The sequence below is a fragment of the Pseudomonas sp. SMV7 genome (genome assembly GCF_052041995.1).
Lineage (GTDB): Bacteria > Pseudomonadota > Gammaproteobacteria > Pseudomonadales > Pseudomonadaceae > Aquipseudomonas.
Genome location: NZ_JBKGGT010000012.1, coordinates 88,459 through 110,857, shown reverse-complemented (window position 1 = coordinate 110,857; position 22,399 = coordinate 88,459). Strand labels below are relative to the sequence as shown.

Annotated in this window: 27 protein-coding genes and 1 riboswitch; of the genes, 13 read left to right on the top strand and 14 right to left on the bottom strand. The window is 65.9% G+C overall.

The features are described 5' to 3' along the window. Position 1: 1 nt before the first annotated feature. From ACLEJP_RS16195 to ACLEJP_RS16180, 4 genes are read right to left on the bottom strand one after another with little or no spacing between them, the layout of a single operon-like run. Positions 2–568 (bottom strand): DUF3299 domain-containing protein, encoded by a 567-nt coding sequence (locus ACLEJP_RS16195; RefSeq protein ID WP_289129282.1) that lies wholly within the window; start codon positions 566–568, stop codon positions 2–4. Positions 569–577: 9 nt separating this feature from the next. After that, positions 578–1,843 carry an ABC transporter permease gene (locus ACLEJP_RS16190; protein ID WP_440807992.1) on the bottom strand — a complete coding sequence of 422 codons (1,266 nt, stop codon included), beginning with the start codon at positions 1,841–1,843 and terminating at the stop codon, positions 578–580. Beyond that, the gene (locus tag ACLEJP_RS16185; protein ID WP_440807990.1) at positions 1,843–2,553 is read right to left on the bottom strand and encodes an ABC transporter ATP-binding protein; all 711 of its coding nucleotides are present in this window, start codon (positions 2,551–2,553) and stop codon (positions 1,843–1,845) included. The genes ACLEJP_RS16190 and ACLEJP_RS16185 overlap by 1 nt, the downstream gene beginning before the upstream one ends. Next, positions 2,554–3,132, bottom strand: coding sequence for a DUF2796 domain-containing protein (locus ACLEJP_RS16180; RefSeq protein ID WP_440807987.1), 579 nt, complete (start codon positions 3,130–3,132; stop codon positions 2,554–2,556). Positions 3,133–3,261: 129 nt separating this feature from the next. Here ACLEJP_RS16180 and ACLEJP_RS16175 point away from each other — a divergent pair, with 129 nt between their 5' ends. Continuing rightward, complete coding sequence (locus ACLEJP_RS16175) at positions 3,262–3,606, top strand: hypothetical protein (protein ID WP_440807985.1); 345 nt, start codon at positions 3,262–3,264, stop codon at positions 3,604–3,606. A 40-nt stretch (positions 3,607–3,646) separates the two neighbouring features. Here the strand turns inward: ACLEJP_RS16175 and trxA are convergent, their stop codons facing one another. Genes trxA through ACLEJP_RS16160 form a run of 3 tightly spaced genes read right to left on the bottom strand, consistent with a single transcriptional unit; the run spans position 3,647 to position 5,663 of the window. Then, a complete protein-coding gene (gene trxA / locus ACLEJP_RS16170; protein ID WP_440807983.1) occupies positions 3,647–4,519 on the bottom strand; it encodes a thioredoxin in 873 nt (290 codons plus the stop codon). A 31-nt stretch (positions 4,520–4,550) separates the two neighbouring features. Beyond that, entirely contained in the window at positions 4,551–5,210 is a 660-nt protein-coding gene (locus tag ACLEJP_RS16165; RefSeq protein ID WP_440807980.1) for a class I SAM-dependent methyltransferase, read from the bottom strand. After that, positions 5,211–5,663 carry a YbaY family lipoprotein gene (locus ACLEJP_RS16160; RefSeq protein ID WP_440807978.1) on the bottom strand — a complete coding sequence of 151 codons (453 nt, stop codon included), beginning with the start codon at positions 5,661–5,663 and terminating at the stop codon, positions 5,211–5,213. It lies immediately after the preceding gene. 106 nt (positions 5,664–5,769) lie between these two features. On the opposite strand from ACLEJP_RS16160, the gene nrdR reads away from it, so the two are divergent. The 11 genes from nrdR (at position 5,770) to ACLEJP_RS16105 (ending at position 13,689) form a co-directional block, all read left to right on the top strand. Then, positions 5,770–6,234, top strand: coding sequence for a transcriptional regulator NrdR (gene nrdR, locus ACLEJP_RS16155; protein WP_003255402.1), 465 nt, complete (start codon positions 5,770–5,772; stop codon positions 6,232–6,234). Positions 6,235–6,236: 2 nt separating this feature from the next. Continuing rightward, positions 6,237–7,367 carry a bifunctional diaminohydroxyphosphoribosylaminopyrimidine deaminase/5-amino-6-(5-phosphoribosylamino)uracil reductase RibD gene (gene ribD, locus ACLEJP_RS16150; protein WP_440807975.1) on the top strand — a complete coding sequence of 377 codons (1,131 nt, stop codon included), beginning with the start codon at positions 6,237–6,239 and terminating at the stop codon, positions 7,365–7,367. Between the two features lie 42 nt (positions 7,368–7,409). Then, a complete protein-coding gene (locus tag ACLEJP_RS16145; RefSeq protein WP_440807973.1) occupies positions 7,410–8,075 on the top strand; it encodes a riboflavin synthase in 666 nt (221 codons plus the stop codon). An 18-nt stretch (positions 8,076–8,093) separates the two neighbouring features. Continuing rightward, positions 8,094–9,185, top strand: coding sequence for a bifunctional 3,4-dihydroxy-2-butanone-4-phosphate synthase/GTP cyclohydrolase II (gene ribBA / locus ACLEJP_RS16140; protein WP_170028056.1), 1,092 nt, complete (start codon positions 8,094–8,096; stop codon positions 9,183–9,185). A gap of 92 nt (positions 9,186–9,277) precedes the next feature. Next, on the top strand, positions 9,278–9,754 hold the full coding sequence (ribH, locus tag ACLEJP_RS16135; protein ID WP_003255395.1) for a 6,7-dimethyl-8-ribityllumazine synthase: 477 nt from the start codon (positions 9,278–9,280) through the stop codon (positions 9,752–9,754). Then, positions 9,751–10,251: a transcription antitermination factor NusB gene (gene nusB / locus ACLEJP_RS16130; RefSeq protein ID WP_289129308.1), complete on the top strand. Its 501-nt coding sequence runs from the start codon at positions 9,751–9,753 to the stop codon at positions 10,249–10,251. Before ribH ends, nusB begins: the two co-directional genes overlap by 4 nt. 18 nt (positions 10,252–10,269) lie before the next feature. Continuing rightward, on the top strand, positions 10,270–11,238 hold the full coding sequence (gene thiL / locus ACLEJP_RS16125; protein ID WP_440807970.1) for a thiamine-phosphate kinase: 969 nt from the start codon (positions 10,270–10,272) through the stop codon (positions 11,236–11,238). After that, positions 11,235–11,738 (top strand): phosphatidylglycerophosphatase A family protein, encoded by a 504-nt coding sequence (locus ACLEJP_RS16120; protein WP_225780201.1) that lies wholly within the window; start codon positions 11,235–11,237, stop codon positions 11,736–11,738. Before thiL ends, ACLEJP_RS16120 begins: the two co-directional genes overlap by 4 nt. Positions 11,739–11,770: 32 nt before the next feature. Beyond that, on the top strand, positions 11,771–12,487 hold the full coding sequence (locus ACLEJP_RS16115; RefSeq protein WP_440807966.1) for a substrate-binding periplasmic protein: 717 nt from the start codon (positions 11,771–11,773) through the stop codon (positions 12,485–12,487). Positions 12,488–12,655: 168 nt separating this feature from the next. Further along, entirely contained in the window at positions 12,656–13,273 is a 618-nt protein-coding gene (gene ribA / locus ACLEJP_RS16110) for a GTP cyclohydrolase II (RefSeq protein WP_003260612.1), read from the top strand. Further along, the gene (locus ACLEJP_RS16105) at positions 13,270–13,689 is read left to right on the top strand and encodes an MFS transporter (protein ID WP_289129314.1); all 420 of its coding nucleotides are present in this window, start codon (positions 13,270–13,272) and stop codon (positions 13,687–13,689) included. The genes ribA and ACLEJP_RS16105 overlap by 4 nt, the downstream gene beginning before the upstream one ends. 86 nt (positions 13,690–13,775) lie before the next feature. Here the strand turns inward: ACLEJP_RS16105 and dxs are convergent, their stop codons facing one another. The 4 genes from dxs to ribB all read right to left on the bottom strand — a co-directional run bounded on the left by dxs (position 13,776) and on the right by ribB (position 17,722). Beyond that, positions 13,776–15,671 (bottom strand): 1-deoxy-D-xylulose-5-phosphate synthase, encoded by a 1,896-nt coding sequence (gene dxs / locus ACLEJP_RS16100; protein WP_440807962.1) that lies wholly within the window; start codon positions 15,669–15,671, stop codon positions 13,776–13,778. Positions 15,672–15,776: 105 nt separating this feature from the next. After that, positions 15,777–16,664: a (2E,6E)-farnesyl diphosphate synthase gene (gene ispA / locus ACLEJP_RS16095; protein ID WP_440807960.1), complete on the bottom strand. Its 888-nt coding sequence runs from the start codon at positions 16,662–16,664 to the stop codon at positions 15,777–15,779. Next, entirely contained in the window at positions 16,661–16,903 is a 243-nt protein-coding gene (locus ACLEJP_RS16090; RefSeq protein ID WP_003255380.1) for an exodeoxyribonuclease VII small subunit, read from the bottom strand. Before ACLEJP_RS16090 ends, ispA begins: the two co-directional genes overlap by 4 nt. A 168-nt stretch (positions 16,904–17,071) precedes the next feature. Continuing rightward, positions 17,072–17,722, bottom strand: coding sequence for a 3,4-dihydroxy-2-butanone-4-phosphate synthase (gene ribB / locus ACLEJP_RS16085; RefSeq protein WP_440807958.1), 651 nt, complete (start codon positions 17,720–17,722; stop codon positions 17,072–17,074). 80 nt (positions 17,723–17,802) lie between these two features. Next, a riboswitch (FMN riboswitch) is annotated at positions 17,803–17,944 on the bottom strand. 92 nt (positions 17,945–18,036) lie between these two features. On the opposite strand from ribB, the gene ACLEJP_RS16080 reads away from it, so the two are divergent. Beyond that, positions 18,037–19,242, top strand: coding sequence for an RtcB family protein (locus ACLEJP_RS16080; protein ID WP_440807956.1), 1,206 nt, complete (start codon positions 18,037–18,039; stop codon positions 19,240–19,242). A 60-nt stretch (positions 19,243–19,302) separates the two neighbouring features. Here the strand turns inward: ACLEJP_RS16080 and ACLEJP_RS16075 are convergent, their stop codons facing one another. The 3 genes from ACLEJP_RS16075 to ACLEJP_RS16065 form a co-directional block, all read right to left on the bottom strand. Next, positions 19,303–20,193 (bottom strand): alpha/beta hydrolase, encoded by an 891-nt coding sequence (locus tag ACLEJP_RS16075; protein ID WP_440807953.1) that lies wholly within the window; start codon positions 20,191–20,193, stop codon positions 19,303–19,305. Between the two features lie 82 nt (positions 20,194–20,275). After that, entirely contained in the window at positions 20,276–21,622 is a 1,347-nt protein-coding gene (locus ACLEJP_RS16070; RefSeq protein WP_440807952.1) for a histidine kinase sensor domain-containing protein, read from the bottom strand. After that, positions 21,622–22,314: a response regulator transcription factor gene (locus tag ACLEJP_RS16065; protein WP_170028067.1), complete on the bottom strand. Its 693-nt coding sequence runs from the start codon at positions 22,312–22,314 to the stop codon at positions 21,622–21,624. The genes ACLEJP_RS16070 and ACLEJP_RS16065 overlap by 1 nt, the downstream gene beginning before the upstream one ends. Positions 22,315–22,399: the final 85 nt, after the last annotated feature.

The following is a 22,399-nucleotide window of genomic DNA, read 5'->3' as shown; positions in this document are numbered from 1 at the left end:
CTCACTTCAGCTCATAAGCGTATATTTTTTCGGCTTCCATCTGATAGCCGGCATCTGCCAGTTCGCTGCTGGAGGCTCTGACTTGCAGCTTTCCCTCGATCCAGTAAGGCTGGTAGAGGTCTTCGATGCGCACGCCCATTTCGCTGTAGATGTGCACAATCTGATTCGACGGTGGTGGAGGCACATGGATGCACGCGCCGTAGTAGGGGACCAGCAGAAACTCGGTGGTGCGGCCTTCTTCGCTCACCTCCAGCGGCACGATGTAGCCGGGTAGCTTGATTTGCTGGCCGTCGAGGCTTTTCACCACTGGCGCGTCGGGAGCCTGCTGGCGCGCCGGAGGCGCCGATTCGGCAGACAGGGCGTCGCCGAGCTGCGACATGTCGTGCAGCGGCGCGAGTTGCGGCGGGATGACGGGGGCGCCTTCGGGGATCAGGGAAGGCCAGTCCAGTTCGCGGGGTTCGACGGCCCACAGCGGCATTGCCACTGTCAGCAGCAGGATCAGCAGTGTGTGTCGTGCGGGCCTCTTCGCGGGTTTACCCGCGAAAAAAGCGCTGAGGTTGCGGATCATTACCGGCTCTCAAAGGTGAATGGACAGGCCATCGGCCAGCGACTGCCGATAGGCCCGCCACGCCGGCACGCTGCCCATCAGCAGCGCGGCCCCCAGGATGATAGCCAGCAATGTCCACTCATGAATACTGGGCAGGGCCAGTGGCAGGTACAAGCCATAGTTGGCCTGCACGTACCCCTGTGCCAGGGCGATACCGGCATACAGCAAGCCAAGCCCGGCGATGATCCCGACTGCTGCCAGCGACAATGCTTCGAGTACCAGCAGCCCCGCGATATGCCAGGGCCTGGCGCCAACCGAGCGCAGTATCGCCATCTCCCGCCGACGCTCGTTCAGGCTGGTGAGGATCGCCGTGAGCATGCCGATCAGACCGGTCAGCACCACGAACAGCGAGACCACGAACAGCGCCTGCTCGGCAGTGCCCATCAGGCTCCACAATTCCTGCAGCGCCACCCCGGGCAGGATCGCCAGCAGTGGCTCGTTGCGGTATTCGTTGATTTCCCGCTGCAGGCTGAAGGTGGCAATCTTGTTGTTCAGGCCAAGCATGAAGGCGGTGATGGCGGCAGGTTGCAGGTCCATCGTGCGCGCTTGTTCAGCACTGATGCGCCCGGCACCCCGGGCCGGCACGCCGTTGTGCCAGTCGATGTGGATGGCTTCCATACCGCCCAGGCTGATATGCAGGGTGCGGTCCACCGGCGTGCCGGTGCGCTTGAGCACGCCGACCACGGTGAACGGTTTGTCGTCGTGCTTGACCAGGCTGACCGCGGCCACACCGTGCGCCAGTACCAACTTGTCGCCAAGCTTGTAGTGCAACGCATCAGCCACTTCGGCACCGAGTACCACCTCGAACGGGTCATCGGCGAACGCGCGGCCCTGGCTGAGCTCAAGGTGCTGGCGGCGGCCGTACTGGTAATGGCTGAAGTAGTCGCCGGTAGTGCCCATCACCCGATAGCCGCGGTGCGAGTCGCCCAGCGAGATGGGGATGGCCCACTTTACCCGGGGGTCATTGGCGTAGTGCTGGTAGCTGTCCCAGCGGATGTTGTTGGTGGCGTTGCCGATGCGAAACACCGAGTACAGCAACAGGTTCACCGAGCCGGAGCGGGCACCGACGATCAGGTCGGTGCCGCTGATGGTGCTGGCGAAGCTGGCGCGGGCCTCGGTACGTACCCGCTCCACGGCCAGCAACAGGCACACCGAAAGGGCGATGGCAAAGGCGGTGAGGAACGCGGTGAAGCGGCGGTTGGCCAGGCTGGCCAAGGCAAGGCGAAGCAGGTACATCAGGCCTCCCGGGGCTTGGCGGCACGGTTGAGTTCGGCTAGCGACAGGTGGCGGTCGAACAGCGGCGCCAGGCTCTGGTCATGGCTGACGAACAGCAGGCTGGCGCCAGCGGCGCGGCATTCATCGAACAACAGGCGGATGAAGGCTTCACGGGTGTCGGCGTCCAGCGCCGAGGTCGGTTCGTCGGCAATTACCAACTCGGGTTGGCCGATCAGCGCGCGGGCAGCGGCAACCCGTTGCTGCTGGCCGATCGACAGGCTGTCGGCGCGGCGGGCGAGCAGGGCAGGGTCATGCAGGCCCAGATGCGCCAGCAGCGTACTGGCCGCCTGGTCGACACTGCCATGGCGCTGCTCGGCGCGGGCCTTGCGGTTGTGCGAGAAGCGGCAGGGCAGCTCGACGTTTTCACGTACCGAGAGGAACGGCAGCAGGTTGAACTGCTGGAAGATATAGCCGGTGTGGTCAACCCGGAAGCGGTCACGCGCGCCCTGGCCCAGGCTACCGAGGTCCTGGCCGAGCAACTGGATGCGCCCCTGGCCCGGCACGTTTACCCCGCCCAGCAAGCCCAGCAAGGTGGTCTTGCCGCTGCCGCTGGGGCCCTTGAGGAACAGGGCCTCGCCAGCGTCCAGCTGGAACAGCGGGATGTCCAGTAGCGCGGGCTGGCCTGGCCAGGCGAACACGAGGTCGCGCAATTCGATCAACGGCTGGCGCATTCAGAACGCGACCGCTGCCTTGGCCGGCGTGGTTTCCAGGCCTTTCTGGCCGTTGGGGCCGATCAGTTGCACGTTGATTTTCTGCGTGGCCGGGAAGGCCTTGAACAGCGGTGCGAGGTCCAGTTGCGCCAGTTTATCCGGGCTGGCGCAGGTCAGCTGGTAATGGGCACCGATGTCGCTGTGTGCGTGCTCGTGGTCATGGTCATGATCGTCGTCGTCAGCTTTCGGGGCGTCACCGAACAGCGGGCTTTCCAGCTCCTGCTGGTCTTCCTTGCAGCCGGCGGCAGCCGGCAGGCCGAACAGCTTCAGCGGCTGCTCGAGTTGCTGGCGTACGGCGGCGACCTTGGCCTTGTCGGCATCGCTGCTGGCGGCATGTTCGAAGCCGACCAGGTTCATGGCGGGGCTGTCCAGCTCCAGTTCCAGGGTACTGCCGTCGAGCACGGCGTTGAGCCTGGCCACGCCATGCTCGTGGGCACCCAAGGTACCGTGGGCGTGGTCATGATCATGGTCATCGTCGTGGGCTTGGGCCACGGCCAGGGGCAGCAAGGCGAAGGGCAAGGCGAGCAGCAGGCGACGCATGGACGACTCCGGGCAGGCGGGAAGATTGAGTTATGTTATAACAACTTTTCCGCGCTCCGCCAGTCTGCGTGGCGCAGGTTTCATGTTCGGGTAGCATGGTTGCATTGACCTGGGTTCAAGGAATGCATCATGAGAATTCGTGGACAGATCGGTGACTGGCCGGTGGACCTGACCATCGAGCTGGAGCCGGAAGAGTGGGCGCAACTGCGGCGGCAGGGGGAAGCGCCAGCGCCGATACAGGCGGCCGCAGCGGCAGCAGTGACGGCGCCACGTCAGGATGACGGGCAATGGATTGCGGCGCGCGATGTGTTGCGCCTGGCAGGGCAGATGAGCGGGCCGCAGCTGCTGGATCGGCTGGAAGGGCTGGCGGGGAGTACGGCAGCGGGTAAACGGCTGCTGGTGCGCTTGCGGCACAGCAGCGAGGTGAAGGTCGAAAGTGGCGTGGATGCGCCGGTTTATCACTGGGTGGGGTGAGGTTTCGGCAAATCGGGGCCGCAACGCGGCCCCAACATTGTCAGAACATGGCCGCCGAAAGCTTGCGACGGTACACGCTGACCAGCGGGTGGTCCCCGCCCAGCAACTCGAACACCTGCAGCATCGCCTTCTGTGGCAAGCCGTTTTCATAACCACGGTTGCGCTGGAACAGCTTCAGCAACCCGTCCAGCGCCGCCTCATACTGCTGGCGCGCCAGCTGCTGCACGCTCAGCTGGTAGGCCGCCTCGTCATCCTGCGGGTTCTGCGCCAAGCGGCTTTTCAAGTCAGCTACTTCCGGCAGGCTGGCGGCCTGGCGCAGGAACGTCAGCTGGGCCTTGGCACCGGCCAATGCGGCTTTATGCTCGTCTGTCTTGACCGCGTCCAGCACCACCTGGGCTTCACCCAGCTCACCGCGTTCGGCCAGGCAGCGGGCGTACAGGATCAACGCCTCGGCACTGCTGTTGTCCTCCCCGAGAAGCGCCTGCAGCAGCGCCTCGGCCTCGGCAAAGCGGCTTTCGGCGAACAGCGCCTTGGCCTGCTCCAGCGGCGAGGCGGCAGGAGCGGCAGGCAGTTGCACATGCGGCTCGAGCATGGCGCGGATCGCCGACTCCGGCTGGGCACCGGCGAAACCGTCCACTGGCTGGCCATCCTTGAACAGCACCACGGTTGGCAGGCTGCGGATGCCGAACTGGGCAACCACCTGTTGCTCCACGTCGCAGTTGATCTTGGCCAGCAGCAGCTCGCCCTGGTAGCCCTCGGCGATCTTCGCCAGCAATGGCATCAGCGCCTTGCAGGGCGCGCACCACTCGGCCCAGAAGTCGACCAGTACCGGCTTGTGGAAGGAGTTCTCGATCACCAGTTGCTGGAAGGTGGCATCGGTGGCGTCGAAAATGTACGGCGTGTCTTGGCTCATCGCGACTCTCGCAAACTCATGAATGGCACCACTATAAGGTTTCGCGGCTGGCGTGGTACAGGCTGACACGGCGGAATTCGTGTGGCTCGGCCAGGTCCGGCAGGGTCAGGGCTTCGAGTACCCCCAGCTGCTGGTAGAGCGGGTGGCTGAAGTCGCGGACCCGCGAGTCGGCCACCAGCGCCTGACGGCCGCGGTCGAGAAAGGCGTCCAGCAGCGGCAGGTTGGCGCGGTCATACAGTACATCGGCGACCAGGATCAGGTCGAAGCGGTCGTCTTCGGCGAAGAAGTCGCTGCTGTAACCCAACTCCACGCCGTTCAGCGCAGCATTCGCGCGGCAGGCATTCAGGGCCAGCGGGTCGAGGTCGCAGGCCACCACCTCCAGCGCCCCGGCGCGGGCGGCGGCAATGCCGGCGATACCCGAGCCGGCGCCAAAGTCCAGCACCCGCTTGCCAGCGACCCACTCCGGGCGCTCGGCCAGGTAACGGGCCATGGCCAGGCCGCTGGCCCAGCAGAAGCTCCAGTACGGCGGGTCTTCCAGAATACGCCGGGTCTCCTCGCTGCTGAAGGCGCGGTCCATGTTCTGGTCGTCGATCAGCCACAGCTTCAGGTCGCAGCCGGGCAGTTCGCTGACGACCAGGCGCGCTTCGCCGATCAGGCTGCTGAGCGCCTGTTGCAGGGCAAGCGGCGCCACTTATGGCGCCTTCTCGAAACGCAGCGGGCCGGTGGCCTGGTTCTGGGCCTGGGTAATGCGCACGGGCGGCAGGTGCAGGATCAGCTGGCCGGAGCGGCTGGCGCGGCCGCGCAGCTCGACCCGCGCGCCGGCGGGGAAGGCCTCGGGGTTGAAACGCAGCTGGTAGGGCAGGGCCTGGCCGGTGCCGGTCAGGTTGCTGCTGGCCAGCAGGCGTTGTGGGCGGTCGCGTTCGTCGATGACCAGCAAGGCCAGTTCGACCTCGGCCCCGGCCGGGATCTCCAGCAAGGTGCCGCTCAGCTCGCGCTGGTAGGCCGGCAGTGGGCCCAGTACGTCGGCCTGCTTGGCCACCCGGGCTGGCGTGGCTGCCGCAGGGGTATCGGGCTTCGGCCTGTCGCTGCCACAGGCGGCGAGCAGGGCGGCGCAGCACAGCACGACGAGCGCTCGGTAGTGCATGGGGTAGTCCTTCACGGGCAGATTTCCCATGGATGTTAACCCCTTTGGCTTGTCTTGCCAGTGGGATGCGCTACCATGGCCCTCCCTTTTTTTGTTGCCTGCCACCATGCACTGTCCCTTTTGCGGTGCCAACGACACCAAGGTCATCGACTCTCGCCTCGTCGCCGAGGGCGAGCAGGTGCGCCGCCGCCGCGAATGCGTGGCCTGTGGCGAGCGCTTCACCACCTTCGAAACGGCCGAACTGGTACTGCCCAGGCTGATCAAGCAGGACGGCACGCGCCAGCCCTTCGACGAAGAAAAACTGCGCGCCGGCATGCAACGGGCCCTGGAAAAGCGCCCGGTGAGCGTCGAGCGCCTGGAAGCCGCGCTGGCCCACATCAAGAGCCGTCTGCGCGCCACCGGCGAGCGGGAAGTCAAGTCGCTGGTGGTCGGTGAAATGGTCATGGCCGAACTGCGCAAGCTCGACGAAGTGGCCTATATCCGTTTTGCCTCGGTTTACCGGCGCTTCCAGGACCTGGACGAGTTCCGCGAAGAAATCGACCGTCTGGCACGTGAGCCGGCCAAAGAGTGACCATGCCCAGCCAGACTGCCATCCTCGATGCCCACTACATGGCCCGCGCGCTGCAACTGGCGCGCCAGGGCCTGTACAGCACCCACCCGAACCCGCGTGTCGGCTGCGTGATCGTGCGCGACGGCGAAGTGGTCGGCGAAGGCTGGCACGTGCGCGCCGGCGAGCCGCATGCCGAGGTGCATGCCCTGCGCCAGGCCGGTGAGCGTGCCCGTGGTGCCTGTGCCTACGTCACCCTGGAGCCGTGCAGCCACCATGGCCGCACGCCGCCGTGCGCCGAAGCGCTGGTCAAGGCTGGCGTGGCGCGCGTAGTCGCCGCCATGCAGGATCCTAACCCGCAAGTGGCGGGGCAAGGCCTGCGGCGCCTGGCCGAGGCCGGTATCGAAGTGGCCTGCGGGGTGCTCGAGGGCGAGGCCCGCGCGCTCAACCCGGGCTTCCTCAAACGCATGGAACATGGCCTGCCGTTCGTTCGCGCCAAACTGGCGATGAGCCTGGATGGCCGCACGGCCATGGCCAGCGGCGAAAGCCAGTGGATCACCGGCCCGGCCGCGCGTTCTGCCGTGCAGCGCCTGCGCGCCCGCTCCAGTGTGGTGCTGACCAGCGCCGCCAGCGTGCTGGCCGACAATGCGCGCATGACCGTGCGCGGCGCCGAGCTGGGCCTGGACGCCGAAACCACCGCGCTGGCGCTCAGCCGTGCACCGCTGCGCGTGCTGGTCGATGGCCGCCTGCGCCTGCCGCTGGACGCGCCGTTCTTCCAGGCCGGCCCGGCCCTGGTGGTGAGCGCTGTCGTGGATGACCCGCGCTATGCCGCTGCCGGCCACGAACTGCTCAGCCTGCCGGGCGATAATGGCCAGGTCGACCTGCCTGCGCTGCTGCGGGCCCTGGCCGCTCGTGGCGTCAACGAAATCCTGCTGGAGGCCGGTGCCGGCCTGGTGGGTGCCTTTGCCCGGCAGGGCCTGATCGACGAGTACCAGTTGTTCGTCGCTGGCACCTTCCTCGGCAGCCATGCACGCCCGCTGCTGGACTGGCCACTGGACAGGATGAGCGAAGCGCCACGGCTGAAAATTACCGGAATGCGCGCAGTGGGCGATGACTGGCTGGTCACCGCCGTTCCCCTGCCGGCGCCCGGCGTATAATGCCCGGCTTGCCCAGCGCAAACCGTTTCTGAGGAAGACCCAATGTTCACCGGCATCATCGAATCCATCGGCACCATCCGCAGCCTCACCCCCAAGGGTGGCGACGTGCGCGTCTACGTCGAAACCGGCAAGCTCGACCTGGCTGACGTCAAGCTCGGCGACAGCATCGCCGTCAATGGCGTGTGCCTGACGGCCGTCGAGTTGCCAGGCGACGGCTTCTGGGCCGACGTCAGCGTCGAAACCCTCAAGCGCACCGCCTTCATCGACCTCAAGAGTGGCAGCAAGGTCAACCTGGAAAAGGCCCTGACTCCCACCACCCGCCTGGGCGGGCACCTGGTCAGCGGCCACGTCGACGGGGTTGGCGAAATCATCTCGCGCAGCGATAACGCCCGTGCCATCCAGTTCCGCGTGCGTGCACCGAAGGAGCTGGCCAAGTACATCGCCCACAAGGGCTCGATCACCGTCGACGGCACCAGCCTGACGGTCAATGAGGTCAATGGCGCCGAGTTCGAGCTGACCATTGTCCCGCACACCCTGTCCGAAACCATCATGGCCGACTACCGCGCAGGGCGTCGGGTCAACCTTGAGGTCGACTTGCTGGCCCGTTACCTGGAGCGCTTGCTGCTGAGTGACAAGGCCGCCGAACCGAGCAAGGGCAGTGGCATTACCGAAAGCTTCCTGGCCGCCAACGGCTTCTTGAAATCCTGATTGAGAAGGGGGTGCCGCGTGGCGCTCAACAGCATCGAAGAACTGGTCGAAGACATCCGCCAGGGTAAAATGGTCATCCTCATGGATGACGAAGACCGCGAGAACGAAGGCGACATCATCATGGCCGCCGAGTGCTGCCAGCCCGAGCACATCAACTTCATGGCCAAGCACGCCCGCGGCCTGATCTGCATGCCGATGACCCGCGAGCGTTGCGAAACGCTGAAGTTGCCGCTGATGGCGCCGCGCAACGGCTCGGGCTTCGGCACCAAGTTCACCGTGTCGATCGAAGCCGCCGAAGGCGTTACCACCGGCATTTCCGCCGCCGACCGCGCACGTACCGTGCAGGCCGCCGCGGCCAAGGACGCCAAGGCCGAAGACATCGTCAGCCCTGGCCACATCTTCCCGCTGATGGCCCAGCCCGGCGGCACCCTGGCCCGTGCCGGTCATACCGAGGCGGCCTGCGACCTGGCGCGCATGGCCGGCTTCGAGCCGAGCGGTGTGATCTGCGAAGTGATGAACGACGACGGCACCATGTCGCGCCGCGCCGAGCTGGAAGTGTTCGCCGCCGAACATGGCCTGAAGATCGGCACCATCGCCGACCTGATCCACTACCGCATGATCCACGAGCGCACCGTGCAGCGTGTTTCCGAGCAACTGATCGAGAGCGAGCTGGGCGAATTCAACCTGGTCACCTACCGTGATGCGGTCGAAGGCGACGTGCACATGGCCCTGACCCTGGGCAAGATCTGCGCCGAAGAGCCGACCCTGGTGCGCGTGCACAACATGGACCCGCTGCGCGACCTGCTGCTGGTCAAGCAGCCGGGCCGCTGGAGCCTGCGCGCCGCCATGGCCGCCGTGGCCGAGGCCGGTAGCGGTGTGGTACTGCTGCTGGGCCACCCGCTGGACGGCGACGTGTTGCTGGCGCACATCCGCGAAAGCGCCGGCGAAGCGCCGGTCAAGGCACCGACCACCTACAGCACCGTGGGTGCTGGTTCGCAGATCCTGCGCGACCTGGGTGTGCGCAAGATGCGCCTGATGAGTTCGCCGATGAAGTTCAACGCGATATCCGGATTCGATCTGGAAGTTGTAGAATACGTGCCCTCCGAGTGACTTGAGGCGGCAAATGCGCCGTCCAGCTCGAGTCCATACCCCTGTCGAGGCCGCCAGCAAGCGGCCTCGCTCTTGAAGATGAGAATATCGGAATGACCCTGAAGACCATCGAAGGTACCTTCATCGCCCCCAAAGGTCGCTATGCTTTGGTGGTTGGCCGCTTCAACAGCTTCGTCGTCGAAAGCCTGGTAAGCGGTGCCGTTGATGCCCTGGTACGCCACGGTGTCAGCGAAAGCGACATCACCATCATCCGTGCCCCGGGCGCGTTCGAAATCCCGCTGGTGGCACAGAAAGTCGCCCAGCAAGGTGCCTACGACGCGATCATCGCCCTCGGCGCAGTGATCCGTGGCGGTACCCCGCACTTCGAATACGTGGCGGGCGAATGCACCAAGGGCCTGGCCCAGGTGTCCATGGAGTTCGGTGTTCCGGTGGCCTTCGGCGTGCTGACCGTCGACTCCATCGAGCAAGCCATCGAGCGTTCCGGCACCAAGGCTGGCAACAAAGGTGCTGAAGCTGCCCTGTCCGCTCTGGAAATGGTCAGCCTGCTGGCGCAGTTGGAGGCCAAGTGATTAGCGACGAAAGCGATCGTTTCAACCCGCGCGATCCAAAACCTGCGGATGCCGGCAAGCCGTCGAAGAGCGCCAAGCGTCGCGAAGCCCGCAAGCTCGCGACCCAGGCGCTGTACCAGTGGCACATGGCGCAGCATTCGCTGAACGAGATCGAAGCGCAATTCCGGGTCGATAACGATTTTTCCGATGTCGATGGCGCCTATTTCCGCGAGATCCTGCATGGGGTCCCGGCGATCAAGAGCGACATCGACAACGCCCTGAAGCCCTGCCTGGACCTGCCACTGGACGAGCTCGACCCGGTCGAGCTGGCCGTGCTGCGCCTGTCCACCTGGGAGTTCATCAAGCGCGTCGACGTACCGTACCGCGTGGTGATCAACGAGGGGGTCGAGCTGGCCAAGGTCTTCGGTGCCACCGACGGCCACAAGTTCGTCAACGGTGTGCTGGACAAGCTGGCGCCGAACCTGCGCGAAGCAGAAGTCAAGGCGAACAAGCGCTGATCCTGGCGCAGCTGGCCCATGGGTGAGTTCGAACTGATCAACCATTACTTCGCCGCCGCGCCTTGTGCGCAAGGTGGCGAGGGCGTGGCGCTGGGTATCGGCGACGACTGTGCCCTGCTGGACCTGCCCCCTGGTGAGCAACTGGCGGTGTCCACCGACACCCTGGTTGCCGGCGTGCATTTCCCTGCGGTGTGCGATCCGCTTCTGCTGGGGCAGCGGTCGTTGGCCGTGGCGGCCAGTGACCTGGCGGCCATGGGCGCGACGGCCATAGGCTTCACCCTTGCGCTGACCTTGCCCGATGTCGGCCCCGACTGGCTCGAAGCATACGCCAACGGCCTCAGCCGCATGGCTCATCGTTGCCGCATGAGCCTGATCGGTGGCGACACCACCCGGGGCCCGTTGAGCATAACCGTCACCGTGTTCGGCCGTGTGCCCGTCGGCCAGGCCTTGCGCCGCAGTGGCGCGCGGCCGGGCGACCTGCTGTGCGTGGGCGGTTCGCTGGGCAAGGCTGCCGGTGCGTTGCCGCTGGTGCTGGGTGAGCGACAGGCGCCGGCCGAGCAGGCCAAGCCGCTGCTGCGCCATTATTGGGCGCCGATGCCGCAGTTGACCCTCGGCACGTGGCTGCGAGGCCGCGCTACGGCTGCGCTGGATATCTCCGACGGCCTGCTCGCCGATTGTGGTCATATCGCCAAGGCATCCGCGGTCGCCCTCGAGGTGAACCTGGCCCAGGTACCAGTGTCTGCTGAGGTGGAGGCATTACTGGGTCGCGAGGCCGCAGTGCAGGCCGCGCTTAGCGGAGGCGATGATTACGTGCTGGCCTTTACCCTGCCGCGTGAAGCACTTGCATCCCTGACAGCCCTGAGTTTCATCGAAGTGCATGTCATTGGCCGCGTAGTCGAAGGGCAGGGCGTGACCTTGCGCGACGCGCAAGGCCGGGACATCACCCCCGCGCAACGCGGCTACCAACATTTCAGGGAGACACCGTGACCGATCACCCCAACCAGGTGCCTGCGGAGTTCGTTCCGCCCTCGGTCTGGCGCAACCCGTGGCACTTCATCGCCTTCGGTTTCGGCTCCGGCACCTTGCCCAAGGCCCCGGGTACCTGGGGCTCGCTGGTCGCCATCCCGTTCATCCCGCTGTGGCAGATGCTGCCCGACTGGGGCTACTGGCTGCTGCTGGGCGTGAGCATGCTGTTCGGTTTCTGGCTGTGCGGCAAGGTCGCCACCGACCTGCGTGTGCATGACCATGAAGGCATCGTCTGGGACGAAATCGTCGGCATGTGGATAACCCTCTGGCTGGTGCCGGAAGGCTGGCAATGGCTGCTAGCAGGGTTCCTGATGTTCCGCTTCTTCGACATCCTCAAACCGTGGCCGATCCGCTGGATCGACCGCCATGTGCATGGGGGTGTCGGGATCATGCTCGACGATATCCTGGCCGGTGTGTTCGCCTGGCTGGGCATGCAGGTGTTGGTGTGGGCGTTAGCCTGATTCAGCGGCATTTGAGGACGCTACTGCTGGGCATGCTGCTCAGCCTTGCCCCGTGGGTAGCCGCTGCCGAAGGCGTGCCCAGGCAAATCCACCTGGTCAGCGAGACATGGCTCGACTACACCAACGCCAACGGTACCGGGCTGGCCTGGGATGTCCTGCGCAAGGTGTTCGAGCCAGCCGGCGTCAAGGTGGCGACCCAGGGCGCGCCCTACAGTCGTGCGGTCGGCCTGGTCAAACGTGGCGAAGCGGATGCCTGGGTGGGGTCGTACAAGGAAGAGGACGCCGACAACCTGTATCCGCGCTGGCACTTCGACATGGACCATATCTACGCCTTGGGCCTGGCCAGCAAACCCGTACCTACCCGGGACACAATCGGCCAGTACCGTCTGGTCTGGGTGCGTGGCTACAATTTCGGCCATTACCTGCCGGATGTGCGTGATGCCCGGGAAGTGCAACGCCGCGAAGGTATCCTGCCGATGCTCGAACATGATCGGGTGGACTTCTATATCGATGCGCGGACCGAGGTCGATCACGTGCTCGGCCAGACTTCCCAGCCCGAGCGTTTCCGCCGCACGCATGTCGCCGAACTGCCGTTGTACCTGGCCTTCGCCCGCAACGACCGGGCCAAGGCCCTGCGTGACCTGTTCGACAAGCGCATGGCCGAGCTGGTACGCAGTGGCGAGCTGAAGCCGATTTTTGAACACTGGCAGCAGCCGTATCCGTTCACGCCGGGCAGCAAACCACAATAAGGCTCGCCAAATGGCATGCATGGGTCCCCTGCGGCAGCGCTATCGGGTGCTGATCTCTAAGCATCGAACTTTTCGATCTTACCCCACGGTATTCAGCCAGCGCACAGCCGCCAACCTGCTGATACAATCGGCCCACGAGAAATTTCCCACTTATTCCAGGAGCACAACGTGCCCGTCGTCTTTGTTGCCGCCTCTAAACTCCCGACTCCCTTCGCGACCTTCACCATGCATGGTTTCCTCGACGAAGCCACGGGGCGTGAGCATGTGGTGCTCAGCCTGGGTGACATCGCGGATGGCCAGCCGGTGCTGGGGCGTTTGCACTCCGAGTGCCTGACCGGCGACGCCCTGTTCAGCCAGCGCTGTGACTGTGGCTCGCAACTGGAAGCGGCATTGCAGGCTATCGCCCGCGAGGGCCGCGGCGTGCTGCTGTACCTGCGCCAGGAAGGCCGTGGTATCGGCCTGCTGAACAAGATTCGCGCCTATGAGCTGCAGGATGGTGGCGCCGATACCGTCGAAGCCAACGAGCGCCTGGGCTTCGCCGCCGACCAGCGCGACTACGCCATGTGCCTGCCGATGCTGGAGCACCTGGGCGTGAAGTCCCTGCGCCTGATGACCAACAATCCGCGCAAGGTCAAAGCCCTGACCGACATGAACATCGTCGTCGCCGAGCGCGTGCCGCTGCACACCGGGCACAACCCGCACAACCGCTATTACCTGGCAACCAAGGCCGGCAAGCTCGGTCACATGCTGGGTAACGAGCACCAGGGCGAGGTGCCCCAGGCGTGACCCGCGCCGAGGTCAAGCGGCGCCTGGCGCTGGCCTGGTGGCAATACCTGGCGGTGGGCCTGGTGCCGCTGCCGGTCATGGCCTGGGCTTTTGGCGGTGGTGATGCGCTGGTGCCCGTGCTGGCCATGCCGCTGTTCATTGCCGGGGCGGCGACCATGTTCCTCAGCCTGCCGCGCTTCGCGGCCTACAAGCGCGCGTTGATTGCCACCTCGCAGGTGCTGGGGACTGGCGACGAACCCGCTGCCTGGATCGAGCTGGCACGTGTCCGGCGCCTGGCCATGCTGTATGCCTGCTTCCCGGCCTGGGTCGCTGCGCTGTCGGTGCTGGTCGGCCTCGAGGCGGTGCCGCAGATTCTGCTGGCGTTGTCCACCGTGGTGGTGCTGTACCTCTACCGCATTCCGCGCCAGCTCGGCTGACGCCTGCTGCCTGGCCCGGTGGGCAGGTGGTCGAAGCCACGCTGCGCCGATGTGCGTCGCCAAGGGCCGCACAGCGGCCCGAGTGATTACAAGCCGAGCTTGGCCATCCGAGCCTGCACCGAAGCCCCGATCCCGGCCGCATCCAGCCCACACTCAGCCAGCATCTGCGCCGGCTTGGCATGCTCGACGTAGATGTCCGGCAGCCCCAGATGCAGCAACGGTTTCACGATTGCCTCGTTGGCCAGGAACTCGCCAACCGCCGCACCCGCACCGCCCATGATGGCGTTTTCTTCGATGGTCACCAGCAGTTCATGGCTAGCGGCCAGCTCCAGCACCAGCGTCTCGTCCAGCGGTTTGACGAAGCGCATGTCGACCACGGTAGCGTTGATCTGCTCAGCCACCTGCATGGCCTCGGCCAGTTGCACGCCGAACACCAGCAAGGCGACTTTCTCGCCCTGGCGCCGCACGATGCCCTTGCCGATTTCCAGCGGCTCCAGGTCGCCGGTGATCGGCGCGTTGGGGCCGGTGCCGCGCGGGTAGCGCACTGCCGCCGGGCCGTTGTACAGGTGGCCGGTGCTGAGCATCTTGCGCAGCTCGTTCTCATCGCTCGGGGTCATCACCAGCATCCCCGGGATGCAGCGCAGGTACGACAGGTCGTAGCTGCCCGCGTGGGTCGGGCCGTCTTCGCCGACCAGGCCGGCGCGGTCGATGGCGAACAGGACGTCGAGGTTCTGCACCGCCACATCGTGGATCAGCTGGTCATAGGCGCGCTGCAGGAAGGTGGAATAGATCGCCACCACCGGCTTGCTGCCCTCGCAGGCCATGCCGGCCGCCAGGGTCACGGCATGCTGCTCGGCAATCGCCACGTCGAAGTAGCGCTCCGGGTAACGCTCGCTGAAGGCGACCAGGTCGGAGCCTTCCTTCATCGCCGGGGTAATGCCCACCAGGCGGTTGTCGGCGGCAGCCATGTCGCACAGCCACTGGCCGAACACGGCGGAATACTTGGGGCCGCTGGCTTTTTTCGGCGCAGCGGGCTTGTCTGCCGGCTCCAGCTTGGTGATGGCGTGATAGCCGATCGGGTCGAGCTCGGCGGGGGCGAAGCCCTTGCCCTTCTTGGTCACCACGTGCAGGAACTGCGGGCCCTTGAGGTCACGCATGTTGCGTAGCGTGGCGATCATGGTTGGCAGGTCATGACCGTCGATCGGGCCGATGTAGTTCCAGCCCAGCTCTTCGAACAACGTACCAGGCACCAGCATGCCTTTGGCGTACTCCTCGGTGCGGCGGGCGATTTCCCAGGCGCCCGGCAGGCGCGACAGCACTTTCTTGCTGCCTTCGCGCATGCTCGCGTAGGTGCGGCTGGAGAGGATCTTGGCCAGGTAGTTGGACAGGCCGCCGACATTGCGCGAAATCGACATGTCGTTGTCGTTGAGGATCACCAGCATGTCGGCGTTGACTTCCTGGGCGTGGTTCAACGCCTCGAAGGCCATGCCGGCGGTCAGCGCGCCGTCACCAATCACCGCGATCGACTTGCGCGCGCTGTTCTGCAGACGGGCGGCAATGGCCATGCCCAGCGCGGCGCTGATCGAGGTGCTGGAATGGCCGACACCGAAGGTGTCGTACTCGCTCTCGCTGCGGCGCGGGAAGGCGGCGATGCCGTCTTTCTGGCGCAGGCTGAGCATGCGCTTGCGGCGCCCGGTGAGGATCTTGTGCGGGTAGGCCTGGTGGCCGACGTCCCACACCAGCCGGTCGTCCGGGGTGTCAAAGACGTAGTGCAGGGCGATGGTCAGCTCGATGACGCCCAGGCCGGCACCAAAATGCCCACCAGTCTGGCCCACGGTGTAGAGCAGTTCCTGGCGCAGTTCGTCGGCCAGGGTCTCCAGGTCGGCTTCGGCCAGCCGGCGCAGGCCGGCAGGCGTGTCAGCGCGGTCGAGCAACGGCGTGACCGGGCGTTCGCGGGGGATCTCTTGAAACGTCGTGGGCATCAGGCGAGTCGTTATAGGTGTGTAAGACGCGGCAGTTTACCCCATTGTAGGAAATACTGCCCATTCAGACGGGTGTTGCACGGGCCGCTCGGCGGCCCCAGGCAATCAGTTGCGCCGTTCGACAATGTAACGCGCCAGCGCGCGTAGCGGTTCGGCCTTGTCGTCAAACCCTTGCAGGGCGACCAGCGCCTGGTCGCGCAGTTCGATGGCATAGGCCTTGGCCGCGTCCAGGCCCAGCAGCGCCGGGTAGGTCGGTTTGTCGCGGGCGATGTCGGCACCCTGGCGCTTGCCGAGGGTGGCCGTGTCGCTTTCCACGTCGAGGATATCGTCCTGCACCTGGAACGCCAGGCCAATGGCCTGGGCATAGGCCTGCAAGGCGTCCAGTTGCGCCTGTTCGGCGCGGGCGCTGGCCAGGGCGCCCAGGCGCACGCTGGCTTCGATCAGCGCGCCGGTCTTGTGCCGGTGCATGAGTTCCAACGCCTGCTGGTCCAGCTTCAGGCCGACCGAGCCGAGGTCGATGGCCTGGCCGCCGACCATGCCCGCCGGGCCGGCAGCCTTGGCCAGCGCCTGGACCATGGCCAGGCGGATGCTGTCGGCCTGCGGGCTCAGGCGCGGGTCGAGCAGGGCACTGAAGGCCAGGCTCTGCAAACCGTCGCCGGCGAGAATGGCACAGGCCTCGTCGAAGGCCTTGTGGGTGGTTGGCTGGCCCCGGCGCAGGTCGTCGTCGTCCATCGCCGGCAGGTCATCATGCACCAGCGAATAGGCGTGGATGAGTTCCACCGCACAGGCAGCGCCGTTGGCCTGTTCGGCCGGGGCGCCGAGGGCTTCGCAGGCGGCATAGGCCAGCAGCGGGCGCACGCGCTTGCCGCCGTTCATCACGCTGTAGCGCATGGCCGCGTAGAGGCGTTCGAGTTCCCGGGTCGGGGCGACGAACAACGGCTCGAGTGCAGCGTCGACCCGTGCCTGGCAACTGGCCTGGTAGGTGCCGATCATGCTTCCGGCTCCGCGTCGAAGGGCTGGGCGGCCAGCTCGCCATCGCGTTCCAGGAGGATCTGCACCTTTTGCTCGGCCTGGGCCAGGGCGCCCTGGCAATCACGGGTCAGGGCGATGCCTTGTTCGAAGGCGGCCAGCGACTCTTCCAGCGACAATTCGCCGTTCTCCAGGCGCTCGACCAGGGCTTGCAGGTCTGCGAGGGATTGCTCGAAATCGAGGGAGGCTTTTTTGCGGGCCATGGCGACTGTCTCGGTGGCATTCAGAACGGCGCGACACTAGCAGAGCGGGGCGGGGGGAGCAAACTTCCGGCCAGCCGATCGGTTAACGCGGTCAACGGCAGGAGCGGCCCTGTGTCGCGAAAGGGCCGCTCCTACAGACACTGTGCCAGTTCTGAACCCGGTGCGGGGTCAGGCTGGCTCGGCTTCCAGCGCCAGCATCGCCTCACGGTACTGCGCCAGTTCCTCGATGGTCAGCACCGGCAAATTGTACTGCCGTGCATACACCGCCACCTGCTCGCCGCGCGCCATGCTGCCGTCGGGGTTCATCAGCTCGCACAGCACCGCTGCCGGGCGCAGGCCGGCCAGGCGTGCCAGGTCCACCGAACCTTCGGTGTGGCCACGGCGGGTCAGCACCCCGCCATTGCGCGCACGCAACGGGAATACATGGCCCGGGCTGACGATGTGGCGCTGCCCGGCGCTCGAGCGCAGTGCCGCGGCGATGGTGGTGATGCGGTCCTGGGCGGATACCCCGGTGGTGATCCCTTCGGCCGCCTCGATGGTAACGGTGAAGCCGGTGCCGTGGCGCGCCTGGTTGTTCTGCACCATGGGTGCCAGCTGCAGCTCGTCGACGGTGGCTTCGTCCAGGCACAGGCAGACGATGCCGCTGCAATCGCGAATCATCATGGCCATGGTCTGCAGCGAAATGTTCTCGGCGGCGGCAATGATGTCCGCTTCGTCCTCGCGGTCGTCATCGTCGAGCAGCAGCACTGGGCGCCCGGCCTGGAAGGCGGCGATGGCGGCGCTGACGTTGGGGAATTGCGGGTGGTGCTGGGTGGACATGAAACGCTCCTCGTGAATGATCGATGAACGTCTCGGGGCGAACCAAATGCGCGCACAGGGGCGCCCGGATGGCCCCTGCCTGACGCCTTCTTTCATCCGGACTATGACCGTCGGCCCTGGAATTGCACCAGATCTGCTGACCCCCGGCATGGCCGGGGCGCTCGCGGGCTCATCTTTCGATTTACCGCCGGTGGGGACTTTCACCCCGCCCTGAAGACCGGCCAAGCATACCGCACCTCGCCACCCCGCTGGCAACCCACGGCTCTACGACCTTTGGCGGTATCATGCCGGCATGGCCCTTCAGGAACAGCCCCATGGACATTCTCCAGGTTGCCGGCGGCAAGCCGGTCAAGTTATGGACCGACGGCGTGCCTGTCGAGGACGACGCCCGCCGGCAATTGCTCAATACCGCCAGGATGCCGTTCATCTTCAAGCACCTGGCGGTGATGCCGGACGTGCACCTGGGCAAAGGCTCGACCATCGGCAGCGTGATCCCGACCGTTGGCGCGATCATCCCCGCGGCGGTAGGCGTAGACATCGGCTGCGGCATGATCGCCGCGCGCACCTCGCTGCACGCCCGCGACCTGCCGGACCATCTGCACGGCCTGCGCAGCGCCATCGAGCAGGCGGTGCCGCACGGCAAGACGTTCGGCAAACATGACCAGGGCGCCTGGGCCGATGTGCCGGCCCAGGCCGACCAGGCCTGGGGACGGTTGGCCGGGCGCTTCAAGGCCATTACCGACAAGTACCCGCGCCTGGCGAAGACCAACAACCGCCAGCACCTGGGCACACTGGGGGGTGGCAACCACTTCATCGAGGTGTGCCTGGACGAGGCCGACCGTGTCTGGTTCATGTTGCACAGCGGCTCGCGGGGTGTAGGCAATGCCATTGGCAACCTGTTCATCGAACTGGCCCAGGCCGACATGCGCCAGCACCTGGCCAACCTGCCGGACAAGGAGCTGGCGTACTTCGAAGAAGGCAGCCGCCATTTCGCCGACTACGTGGAAGCGGTGGAATGGGCGCAGGACTATGCCCGGCACAACCGCGAGCTGATGATGCTGGCGGTGGTCGCTGCCGCCCGCAAGGTGCTCGGCAAGCCGTTCGAGGCCAGCCTGGAAGCGGTGAACTGCCACCACAACTATGTGCAGCGCGAGCAGCATTTTGGCCGAGAGGTGCTGGTGACGCGCAAAGGGGCGGTGTCCGCGCAGAAAGGGCAGTTGGGCATCATTCCCGGCTCGATGGGGGCCAGGAGTTTCATCGTGCGCGGGCTGGGCAACGCGGAGTCGTTCTGTTCCTGCAGCCATGGCGCCGGCCGGGTGATGAGCCGGACCAAGGCCAAGAGCCGCTTCACCGTGGAGGACCAGCGACGGGCCACGGCGCATGTGGAATGCCGCAAGGACAAGGAGGTGATCGACGAGATCCCGATGGCCTACAAGGACATCGATGCGGTGATGCGCGCACAGCGGGAACTGGTGGAGGTGGTGCACACCTTGCGCCAGGTGGTGTGTGTGAAGGGCTGACGGGAGTATCGCCTGTGCCGGCCTCTTCGCGGGTAAACCTGCGCAGAGGCCAGTGCAGGGTTATCGGGACATCCCTTCAATCACCTGCTTCAGCGAGGCCGCTAACATCGGCCCATGCCCCAGCCCGTCAAACCGCTCGAACCGTACCTGCAACCCCGGCACCTTGGCCAGCTCTGCCAGCAGCTCCCGCGCCGCCCGTTCGCCATCACCTTGCACCGGCATGCGCGGGTTGGCCGGCTCCTCACTTCCGCGCATCAGCAACAACCGAGGTCGGCTGCTGCCCAAGCGCTGGCCAAGCCCCTGCGCCTCATGCACGATCGCACCGTCATGCCACCATAGCGATGGGCTGGCGGCCACATAGTCACTGAAAGCCCCAGGCCGGGTGAACAGTGCATGCAGCACAGCCAAGCCACCATAGGAATGCCCCCACAACGTCTGCCGCTGCAGGTCGATCGGTGCCACACCCGCCACCAGCGGCCGCATGCGCTCGCTCAGCAGATCGAGGAACGCATCCACGCCACCGCTCGGTTGCCCGGTCAGCGGGTCCGACTGCTCAGCCTGCCCAGGCAACGCCGGGGTGTAGTCATAGGTACGCCCGACCCGCTCGATCCGCTGATCGGTCTGGTACCCCACGGCTACCAGCAATGGCGCCTGGCCGGCGGCAAGCTTGCCCAGCAGCCGGCTGTCCAGCGCCCCCAGCGCGGCGTTGCCATCGAGCATCCACAGCACCGGGTAACCTGCCGCTGGCGTTGGGCCGTCTGGTTTGCCGACCCACAAGCGGTAATGGCGCTGGCCATCGGCCGAGTCCAGGTCGAGCTGGCTGAAGCGGTAGGCCAGGTCCTGTCGCTGCAGCAGCGAGGTATCCATCCTCTGTTGAGGCTCGGGCTGCGCCAGGGCAGCCGGGGCCGCAAGGGCCAGCGCCAAAGCCAGCATCAGGGTCATCTTGCTCATCAGGTGTCTCGTCAGGGCTTTGCAAGGAGCGCAAGGCTGGAACGCCCAGATGATAATCAGTCCTGATTGAGCGTAAAGCGCATTAACTTTCTAAACAGTCCTGGCCGATCGGCAAGGTCATGTGCAGGCACAGGCCCGGGTGACCATTGCTGGCCCACAAGCGACCGCCTTGCAATTCGATGGCGCGGCGGGCGATGGCCAGGCCCAGGCCGAAGCCCGCGCCGCTGTCGGTTAGCCGCTGGTAGGGCTTGAAGATGCGTTCGAGCTCGGCATGCGGCACCCCGGGCCCCTGGTCACTCAGGCGCAGGTGCCAGCAGTCGCCCTCGAGCCAGCCATCCAGACTGACCCGGCCCTCGGCCGGCGAGTGGCGGATGGCATTGCGCATCAGGTTTTCCAGGGCTTGGGCCAGGCTGTCCAGGTGGGCTTGCACCACGCAGTCGGTGCCGAGCGAGCAGGGCAGGCGGGCGCGGTCCCAGCCGCTTTCGAAGCAGACGTCCTGGCACAAGGCTTCCCACACCGAAACCATCAACACCGGTTCGGTCGGCAAGCTGGGCTGTTCGGTGTCCATCCAGGCCAGGTCCAGTGTGTCCTCCAGCAGCTTCTGCATGTCGGTCACCTCGCGGTCCAGGCGCTCGCGCAACTGGGCCGGCGGCAAGCTGCTGTCATGGGCGATGCGCAGCCGCGCCAGCGGCGTGCGCAGTTCGTGAGACAGCGTGCGCAATAACAGGCGCTGCTGCTCCAGGCTCTGGCGCAGGCGCCCGGCCATGTGCTCGAAGGCCTGCGCCAGCTCCCCAAGCTCATCGCGCCGCTTTTGCAGGGGCAGGGCCGGGCCGTCGAGGTCGTCGGCACGCAGAGCGTCGGCGCGGTCGCGCAGGTGGTTCAGTGGCACCACAAGGTGGCGGTACAGCGCCACGACCAGCAGCAGGGCGAGCAGCGTGGGGGCAACGCCATGGGTGATCACATGGGTCCATGGGGTCAGCCCGGTGGGCAACAGGCGCTCGGGCAGTTGCATTACCAGGCGGCCGTGCTCAGGGTGTTGCGGAAACTCGATGCTGACGTAGGGCAGTTCATCCTGCAGGCGCCGGCTCATCGGCCAGTCGAGCTTGCGCATGAAGGTCAGGTGGCTGGCTTCCTCGGCGCTCAGTGGGGTGCTGCCAAGGCTCTGCAGGTGCGGCCCGACCAGCGCCACCCAAGTGCCCTCGGCCTGTTCCAGTTGCCTGCGCCAGGCCTCGGCAGCCTCCGCGCCGCCTTGCGCCCAGGCCTGTTCGGCTTGCTGTGCAAAGCGCGCCAGGTAGTCCTGGTCGGCTTGGGACAGGAAGTAGGTACTGCGCTCCACCGACAGGCCCCAGGTCCAGATCAGCCAAGTCAGCAACAGGCAGAAGCCGACCTGCAGTACGGCCAGTTTCCATAGCAAGGGATGACGGCGCATCAGGCGTGTTCCGTATTGACCAGCATGTACCCCTGGCCGCGTACGGCCTGGATCTGCAGGTGCTGGGCAGCGATGTCGGCCAGCTTGCGGCGCAGGTTGCACACATGTACATCCAGGCCGCGGTCCAGGCGGGTGTAGGCCCGGTGCAGCACGGTCTGGTAGAGAAATGGTTTGCTCAAGGCTTCGCCGGGGTGGGCCCGCAGGGTGGCCAGCAAGCGGAATTCGGATGCGGTGAGGCCGGCAGCCTTGCCGTTGTGGATAACGTCCTGGCGGTCCTGGTCGAGCATCACCCTGCCGACGTCGGCACGCAGCGCCGTACCGCGATCGAACGCCACACGCCGCAGCAATGCATCGACCCGGGCGTCCAGCTCGGCCAGGCTGAAGGGCTTGGGCAGGTAATCGTCCGCGCCACGGGTAAAGCCAGTGATGCGATCCTGCTCGGCCCCCAGTGCCGACATCAGCATGACCGGCACCGCCTGTTGCCGGCGCAATGCGTCGAGCAGACTGAGGCCGTCGATGCCCGGCAGCATGATGTCCAGCAGCACCAGCTCGAACCGTGACTGCTGAATGGCATCCAGGGCCTGGGCGCCAGTGGCGCAGGCGTGCACCGAAAAACCGCGGTTGAGGAAATGCCTTTCCAGGTCCTGACGCAGGCGTTGGTCGTCTTCGGCGAGGAGGAGTGAGGTGGGCACGGCGAGCCTTGAATGAGAATTCGTATCAGTTGCGGATCATCCCATTGCCAGCAGGGCGAGGGCAACGCCTGGATGTGTTAAGAAG

Excerpts from the sequence above, each read along its gene's own strand:
- ACLEJP_RS16145 (WP_440807973.1), top strand. The coding sequence starts at position 7,410 with ATGTTCACCGGCATCATCGAATCCATCGGCACCATCCGCAGCCTCACC.
- nrdR (WP_003255402.1), top strand. The coding sequence starts at position 5,770 with ATGCACTGTCCCTTTTGCGGTGCCAACGACACCAAGGTCATCGACTCT.
- ribH (WP_003255395.1), top strand. The coding sequence starts at position 9,278 with ATGACCCTGAAGACCATCGAAGGTACCTTCATCGCCCCCAAAGGTCGC.
- trxA (WP_440807983.1), bottom strand. The coding sequence starts at position 4,519 with ATGAGCCAAGACACGCCGTACATTTTCGACGCCACCGATGCCACCTTC.
- ACLEJP_RS16175 (WP_440807985.1), top strand. The coding sequence starts at position 3,262 with ATGAGAATTCGTGGACAGATCGGTGACTGGCCGGTGGACCTGACCATC.
- ribB (WP_440807958.1), bottom strand. The coding sequence starts at position 17,722 with ATGTCCACCCAGCACCACCCGCAATTCCCCAACGTCAGCGCCGCCATC.
- ACLEJP_RS16075 (WP_440807953.1), bottom strand. The coding sequence starts at position 20,193 with ATGAGCAAGATGACCCTGATGCTGGCTTTGGCGCTGGCCCTTGCGGCC.
- ispA (WP_440807960.1), bottom strand. The coding sequence starts at position 16,664 with ATGATCGGCACCTACCAGGCCAGTTGCCAGGCACGGGTCGACGCTGCA.
- ACLEJP_RS16190 (WP_440807992.1), bottom strand. The coding sequence starts at position 1,843 with ATGTACCTGCTTCGCCTTGCCTTGGCCAGCCTGGCCAACCGCCGCTTC.
- ACLEJP_RS16070 (WP_440807952.1), bottom strand. The coding sequence starts at position 21,622 with ATGCGCCGTCATCCCTTGCTATGGAAACTGGCCGTACTGCAGGTCGGC.
- dxs (WP_440807962.1), bottom strand. The coding sequence starts at position 15,671 with ATGCCCACGACGTTTCAAGAGATCCCCCGCGAACGCCCGGTCACGCCG.
- ACLEJP_RS16185 (WP_440807990.1), bottom strand. The coding sequence starts at position 2,553 with ATGCGCCAGCCGTTGATCGAATTGCGCGACCTCGTGTTCGCCTGGCCA.
- ACLEJP_RS16115 (WP_440807966.1), top strand. The coding sequence starts at position 11,771 with ATGCTGCTCAGCCTTGCCCCGTGGGTAGCCGCTGCCGAAGGCGTGCCC.
- thiL (WP_440807970.1), top strand. The coding sequence starts at position 10,270 with ATGGGTGAGTTCGAACTGATCAACCATTACTTCGCCGCCGCGCCTTGT.
- ACLEJP_RS16160 (WP_440807978.1), bottom strand. The coding sequence starts at position 5,663 with ATGCACTACCGAGCGCTCGTCGTGCTGTGCTGCGCCGCCCTGCTCGCC.
- ACLEJP_RS16195 (WP_289129282.1), bottom strand. The coding sequence starts at position 568 with ATGATCCGCAACCTCAGCGCTTTTTTCGCGGGTAAACCCGCGAAGAGG.
- ribD (WP_440807975.1), top strand. The coding sequence starts at position 6,237 with ATGCCCAGCCAGACTGCCATCCTCGATGCCCACTACATGGCCCGCGCG.
- ACLEJP_RS16080 (WP_440807956.1), top strand. The coding sequence starts at position 18,037 with ATGGACATTCTCCAGGTTGCCGGCGGCAAGCCGGTCAAGTTATGGACC.
- ACLEJP_RS16180 (WP_440807987.1), bottom strand. The coding sequence starts at position 3,132 with ATGCGTCGCCTGCTGCTCGCCTTGCCCTTCGCCTTGCTGCCCCTGGCC.
- ACLEJP_RS16090 (WP_003255380.1), bottom strand. The coding sequence starts at position 16,903 with ATGGCCCGCAAAAAAGCCTCCCTCGATTTCGAGCAATCCCTCGCAGAC.